The sequence below is a fragment of the Achromobacter sp. 1011791174 genome (genome assembly GCF_059760925.1).
Genome location: NZ_JCBANH010000026.1, coordinates 64,950 through 71,459, shown reverse-complemented (window position 1 = coordinate 71,459; position 6,510 = coordinate 64,950). Strand labels below are relative to the sequence as shown.

Below are 6,510 nucleotides of genomic sequence, written 5' to 3'. Positions count from 1 at the left end.
ACCCCCGCCACCCGCCGCATGTCCCCGTCAACCTGGACCATCTCCGAACTCGCCCGCGAGTTCGACGTCACGCCCCGCACGATCCGCTTCTATGAAGACCAGGGGATCGTCAGCCCGGCGCGCGAGGGGCGCAACCGCATCTTCGGTCCGCGTGACCGCACGCGGTTGAAGCTGGCGCTGCGCGGCAAGCGGCTGGGCCTGCAACTGTCGGAAATCCGCAGCCTGATCGACATGTACGACGGCCCCGGCGACACCGACGTCCAGCTGCGCCAGTACCAGAGCGTGCTCGCGCAGCACCGCGCCATGCTGGAGCAGCAGCGGCGCGACATCGACGACACCCTGCGCGAGATCGCGGAACAGGAACGCCAATGCAGCGACCTGTTGGCGCACAAGTCCTGAACGCGCCGTGGCGGTCCTGCAAACCTTCCTGCTGTTCGTCCTGACGGCGCTGGCCGAGATCATCGGCTGCTATCTGCCGTACCTGTGGCTGCGCAAGGGCCATTCCGCCTGGCTGCTGCTGCCCGCCGCCGCCAGCCTGGCGCTGTTCGCCTGGTTGCTGACGCTGCATCCCGAGGCCTCGGGCCGCGTCTACGCGGCCTATGGCGGCGTGTACATCAGCATGGCGCTGCTGTGGCTGTGGCTGGCCGACGGCGTGCGCCCGGTCGCCAGCGACTGGATCGGCGCGGGACTCTGCCTGGCCGGCATGCTGGTGATCATGTTCGGCCCGCGTTCGGGCTAACGTGCGCGGGCCGGCATCGCCAGGGCCCGCGATCAGCGCGGAGCCCCTGGCGAAACGCCGGTCGTCACTCGGCCTTGATGCCACCTTCCTTGATGACGCGGGCGTTGCTCGCGTACTCGTCCTGCACCTGCTTGACGAAGGCATCGCCGGCGGCGGTGCCCGGCTGCAGATAGGACTTGGCCAGCAGGTCCTTGAAGTCGGCGCTGGCGGTGGCCTTGGCCAGCGCGGCCTGCACCGACTGCACCACGGCCGGCGACAGCTTGGCCGGGCCGAACACGCCGAAGTTCGAGTAGTACTGCAGCTGCGGCAGCTTCAGTTCGGCCATGGTGGGCACGTCCGGCCAGGCGGCCAGGCGTTGCGGCGCCATCACCGCCAGCGGCTTGAGCGCGCCGCTGGCCACGTGCGGCAGAACCACGTCGCTGTTGATCACCAGCAGCTCGACCACGCCGCCCAGGCCGTCGGTCAGCGCCTGGCTGTTGCCGCGATACGGCACGTGCAGCATCTTGGTGCCGGTCTGCGCGGTCAGCGCCGACATGCCGATGTGGGCCACGGTGCCCTGACCCGGCGTGCCGTAGCGCACGCCGTCCGGACGCGACTTGGCGAATTCGATCAGGCCGGCGAAGTCCTTCACCGGCAGCGCCTTGGTGGCGACGATGGCGACCGGAGCGACGGCCACGCTGGCCAGCGGCGTCAGGTCCTTCAGCGGGTCGTAGTTGGTCTTGGCCAGATGCGGGTAGATCGTCAGCGGGCTGGTCGAGGCCAGCAGCAGGGTGGTGCCGTCCGGCTGCGCCCGGGCCACCACGTCGGTGCCCACCGAGGCGCCAGCGCCCGGCTTGTTCTCGACGATGACGGTGATGTTCGATTCCTTGCGCAGCACGTCGCCCAGGCGGCGCCCGATCGCGTCGGCGCTGCCGCCGGCGGTGTAGGGCACGACCAGCGTGACGGGCTTGGTGGGCCAATCCTGGGCCATTGCGCCGCTTGCCATGATTGCCAGGGCCGCCCCCGCGGCCTTGATCAGCAATGTCTTCTTTTTCATATCTTCCTGATGATGTTGCGTAGCACTGCGTTGAAGTAAAGCGTGTGCCGGTCGACGGACCGGGTAGAACAACCTGCGGGTAAGACTAGGGAAAAGCGGGGTAAGACATCGGTCGGGCGGCCCGCGCGCTTCGCGCCGGCCGCCCTGGATTCGGAAACGGGATCAGGCCGCCAGATAGCGCTGCGCCAGCCGCACCCAGTAGCTCGCGCCCGGCGCGATCAGCGCGTCGTTGAAGTCGTAGCTGGCGTTGTGCAGCATGCAGGGGCCCAGGCCGTGGCCGGCATGGCGGTGATCGCCGTCGCCGTTGCCCAGGAATATGTAGCAGCCGGGCTTGGCCTGCAGCAGGAACGCGAAGTCCTCGGACGCCATGGCCGGCTCGATGAGCCGGGCGCGGCCTTCGCCGGCCACTTCGCGCGCCACCTCCAGGCAGAACGCCGTCTCGGCCTCGGTGTTCACCAGCGCCGGGTAGCGGCGCTGGAAATAGACCTCGGCCTCGCAGCCGTGCGCGGCGGCGATGCTGCCGGAGATCTCGTGCATGCGGCGCTCGATCAGGCCGACCACTTCATCGCTGTAGGCGCGCACCGAACCGCCCAGCCAGGCGCTGTCGGGAATCACGTTGATCACGCTGCCGCCGGCCTGCACCTGCGTGATGGACAGCACTGCCGCGTCCAGCGGGCGCTTGCTGCGGGTCAGGATGGTCTGGAACGCCTGGCCGATGGCGAACAGCGCGGGCACGGGGTCGGCGCAGTCCTGCGGCGCGGACGCGTGGCCGCCCTTGCCGCGCACGGTGATCTTGAAGCCGTTGGCCGCCGCCATCATGGGACCGGCGCAGACGCCGAACGTGCCGGCTTCCATGCCCGGCCAGTTGTGCATGCCGAACACGGCCTCGCAGGGGAAGCGCTCGAACAGCCCGTCCTGGATCATGGCGCGGGCGCCGGCGCCGCCTTCCTCGGCCGGCTGGAAGCACAGGTACACCGTGCCGTCGAAGCCGCCGTGCTGCTGCAGGTGGCGGGCCGCGGCCAACAGCATGGCGGTGTGGCCGTCATGGCCGCAGCCGTGCATCTTGCCGTCATGGCGCGAACGGTGTTCGAACTGGTTTTCCTCCTGCATCGGCAGGGCGTCCATGTCGGCGCGCAGCATGATGGCGCGGTCCGACGTGCCCTGGCGCAGCACGCCGACCACGCCGGTCTTGGCGATGCCGGTATGGACCTCGATGCCCCAGCCGCGCAGCGTGTCGGCCACCACCTGGGCGGTGCGGTGCTCTTCGTAGCACAGCTCCGGATGGGCGTGCAGATCGCGCCGCAGCGCCACGATGTCTTCCAGGTTCGATAGTTCGGGCACCGCCAACTCCGTTGCAATGTTTCGAAATAAAACAGGAGCCCGATAATACTCAGACACCGTGACCGGCACACAATCATTTGCCTAGGGAAAACCCCAATCTAATTTACGTTTACGTAAACGTAATATTTGCGGTGCATCATTGCGCGGCGACGACGGTTCGGCGCATGATGCGAGCACGCGACGGATCTGGCGCGGTAGTTGGCGCCTACAAGAACATGTAAGTACCTACTATCACGGAGACATCGATGAATCTTCCCGGACTGAACTTCGACCTGGGCGAAGACCTGGATATGCTGCGCGATGCGGTGCGCACTTTCGCGGCCGCCGAGATCGCCCCGCGCGCCGCCGAAGTCGACCGCAGCGACCAGTTCCCGATGGATCTGTGGCGCAAGTTCGGGGACCTGGGCGTGCTGGGCATGACCGTCGGCGAGGAATACGGCGGCGCCAACATGGGCTACCTGGCCCACATGGTGGCGATGGAGGAAATCTCCCGCGCCAGCGCCTCGATCGGCCTGTCCTACGGCGCGCACTCCAATCTGTGCGTGAACCAGATCAACCGCAACGGCACCGCCGCGCAGAAAGCCAAGTACCTGCCCAAGCTGATTTCCGGCGAGCACGTCGGCGCGCTGGCGATGAGCGAGCCGGGCGCCGGCTCCGACGTGGTCAGCATGAAGCTGCGCGCCGACAAGAAGGGCGACCGCTACGTGCTCAACGGCACCAAGATGTGGATCACCAACGGCCCCGACGCCGACACCCTGGTGGTCTACGCCAAGACCGATCCCGAGGCGCATCAGCGCGGCATCACCGCCTTCCTGGTGGAAAAGGGTTTCAAGGGCTTCTCGGTGGCGCAGAAGCTGGACAAGCTGGGCATGCGCGGCAGCCACACCGGCGAGCTGGTATTCCAGGACTGCGAGATCCCCGAGGAAAACGTGCTGGGCCAGGTCAACGGCGGCGTCAAGGTGCTGATGAGCGGCCTGGACTACGAGCGCGCCGTGCTGTCCGGCGGCCCGGTCGGCATCATGCAGGCCGTGATGGACGTGGTGGTGCCCTATATCCACGACCGCAAGCAGTTCGGCCAGGCCATCGGCGAATTCCAGCTGATCCAGGGCAAGGTCGCCGACCTGTACACCACGCTGCAGGCCAGCCGCGCGTTCTGCTACCAGGTCGGCAAGAACCTGGACCGCCTGGGCGCCGAGCACGTGCGCCAGGTGCGCAAGGACTGCGCCGCGTTGATCCTGTACACGGCCGAGAAAGCCACCTGGATGGCGGGCGAGGGCGTGCAGATCCTGGGCGGCAACGGCTACATCAATGAATACCCGGTGGGCCGCCTGTGGCGCGACGCCAAGCTCTACGAGATCGGCGCCGGCACCAGCGAAATCCGCCGCATGCTGATCGGCCGCGAGCTGTTCGCCGAAACGGCCTGATCCACCGCCCCGCCCGCGTGCCGCCATGATCCGCATGTCCGACGTCCAGCGCATCGAGCAGGCGCCCGTTCCCGGGCCCTCGCCGCGCGACGTCGCCCAGCGCATCCTGGCCGGCTTCGACCGCCACTACGCGCTGTTCCGCTACAGCGCGCAGCGCGCCAAGTCGCTGTATGAATCGGGCGACTGGCACGGCATCCAGCGCCTGTCGCGCGAGCGCATCGAGTACTACGACATGCGCGTGCGCGAATGCACCGCGCAGCTCGAAGGCGCGCTGCGCGGCCGGCCCGGCGGCGCGACGGGCCCGAACGGCGCGGACGCGGCCAACGGCAAATCCACCGCGAACGGCGCCGGCGGCGCGGACGGCAGGTCCGCCGCGCTGGACGATGCGCAGACCGCGTTCTGGCAGCAGGTGAAGCAGGAATTCGTCGGCCTGCTGGCGGACCACCGCCAGCCCGAGTGCGCCGAGACCTTCTTCAACTCGGTGTCGTGCCGCATCCTGCACCGCGACTACTTCCACAACGATTTCCTGTTCGTGCGCCCGGCGGTGGCCACCGACTACCTGGACAGCAGCCTGCCGTCGTACCGGGTCTATTACCCGGTGGCCGACGGCCTGCAGAAAAGCCTGATCCGCATGGTGGCCGACTTCGGGCTGGCGCTGCCGTTCGAGGACCTGCCGCGCGACACGCGCCTGCTGGCCCGCGCCGCCGTCAAGCAACTGCGCGCGCAACTGCCGCGCCACGTCGGCCGGCGCATCGCCAGCGATTGCCAGATCCATGCGCTGGGCTCGCTGTTCTTCCGCAACAAGGGCGCCTACATCGTAGGCCGGCTGATCAACCAGACCACCGTCTACCCCTTCGCCGTGGCGCTCACGCGCAACCCGGCCGGACAGGTGACGCTGGACGCGCTGCTGCTGGGCGCCGACGACCTGAGCACGCTGTTCAGCTTCACGCGCGCCTATTTCCTGGTGGACATGGAAACGCCGGCCGCCGTGGTCAACTTCCTGTCCACGCTGCTGCCGCGCAAGCCCAAGGCCGAGCTGTACACCATGATCGGGCTGCAGAAGCAGGGCAAGACGCTGTTCTACCGCGACTTCCTGCACCATCTGGCGCATTCGCGCGACGCCTTCGACATCGCGCCCGGCATCAAGGGCATGGTGATGTGCGTGTTCACGCTGCCGTCCTATCCCTATGTGTTCAAGCTGATCAAGGACCGCATCGACAAGGACGGCATGGACCACGCCACCGTGCGGCGCAAGTACCAGATGGTGAAACTGCACGACCGCGTCGGCCGCATGGCCGACACCTGGGAATACTCGCAGGTGGCGCTGCCGCGCGCGCGCTTCGCGCCGGCCCTGCTGGACGAGCTGCGCCGCCTGGTGCCCGAGCTGATCGAGGAAACCGCCGACACCGTGGTCATCCGCCACGTCTACATCGAACGCCGCATGACGCCGCTGAACCTGTACCTGCAGCAGGCGCCCGACGCGCTGCTGGAGCCGGCGGTGCGCGAGTACGGCGACGCGATCCGGCAGCTGGCCGCGGCCAATATCTTCCCCGGCGACATGCTGTACAAGAATTTCGGCGTCACGCGCCTGGGCCGCGTCGTGTTCTATGACTACGACGAAATCCAGCGCATGACGGAAATGAATTTCCGCCGCATCCCGCCCGCCCCGAACGAAGAGGCGGAAATGTCGTCGGAACCCTGGTACGCCATCGGCCCGAACGACGTGTTCCCCGAGGAGTTCGGACGATTCCTACTCGGCGACGCAAGGGTGCGCGCCGCCTTCATGCGCCACCACGCCGAACTGCTCGAACCGGAATGGTGGCAGGCCTGCCGCGCGCACGTGGCGCAAGGCAGGATCGAGGAATTTTTCCCTTACGATACAGACAGGCGACTGCGCCCCCGACACGCCGCGGACACCCACGCGGCGGCGGGCGCAGCCTCGCAAACCCCGAGCTGACCAGAACCTCACA

Annotated in this window: 6 protein-coding genes; 4 read left to right on the top strand and 2 right to left on the bottom strand. The window is 67.7% G+C overall.

Annotated elements, in window-relative coordinates:
- Nucleotides 1–18 precede the first annotated feature (18 nt).
- Nucleotides 19–399: a MerR family transcriptional regulator gene (locus AC6LJ5_RS12075; RefSeq protein ID WP_392410396.1), complete on the top strand. Its 381-nt coding sequence runs from the start codon at nt 19–21 to the stop codon at nt 397–399.
- A 7-nt stretch (nt 400–406) separates the two neighbouring features.
- Nucleotides 407–739, top strand: coding sequence for a YnfA family protein (locus AC6LJ5_RS12070; protein WP_498140582.1), 333 nt, complete (start codon nt 407–409; stop codon nt 737–739).
- 64 nt (nt 740–803) lie between these two features.
- On the opposite strand, the gene AC6LJ5_RS12065 is transcribed toward AC6LJ5_RS12070, so the two are convergent.
- Together AC6LJ5_RS12065 and AC6LJ5_RS12060 are read right to left on the bottom strand one after the other, a co-directional pair.
- Nucleotides 804–1,775 (bottom strand): Bug family tripartite tricarboxylate transporter substrate binding protein, encoded by a 972-nt coding sequence (locus AC6LJ5_RS12065; RefSeq protein ID WP_498140581.1) that lies wholly within the window; start codon nt 1,773–1,775, stop codon nt 804–806.
- A 162-nt stretch (nt 1,776–1,937) separates the two neighbouring features.
- Nucleotides 1,938–3,116, bottom strand: coding sequence for a M20 aminoacylase family protein (locus AC6LJ5_RS12060; protein WP_498140580.1), 1,179 nt, complete (start codon nt 3,114–3,116; stop codon nt 1,938–1,940).
- A 245-nt stretch (nt 3,117–3,361) separates the two neighbouring features.
- Here AC6LJ5_RS12060 and AC6LJ5_RS12055 point away from each other — a divergent pair, with 245 nt between their 5' ends.
- Nucleotides 3,362–4,540 (top strand): isovaleryl-CoA dehydrogenase, encoded by a 1,179-nt coding sequence (locus tag AC6LJ5_RS12055; protein WP_103271921.1) that lies wholly within the window; start codon nt 3,362–3,364, stop codon nt 4,538–4,540.
- A gap of 25 nt (nt 4,541–4,565) precedes the next feature.
- Nucleotides 4,566–6,497: a bifunctional isocitrate dehydrogenase kinase/phosphatase gene (aceK, locus tag AC6LJ5_RS12050; protein WP_103271920.1), complete on the top strand. Its 1,932-nt coding sequence runs from the start codon at nt 4,566–4,568 to the stop codon at nt 6,495–6,497.
- Nucleotides 6,498–6,510 lie beyond the last annotated feature (13 nt).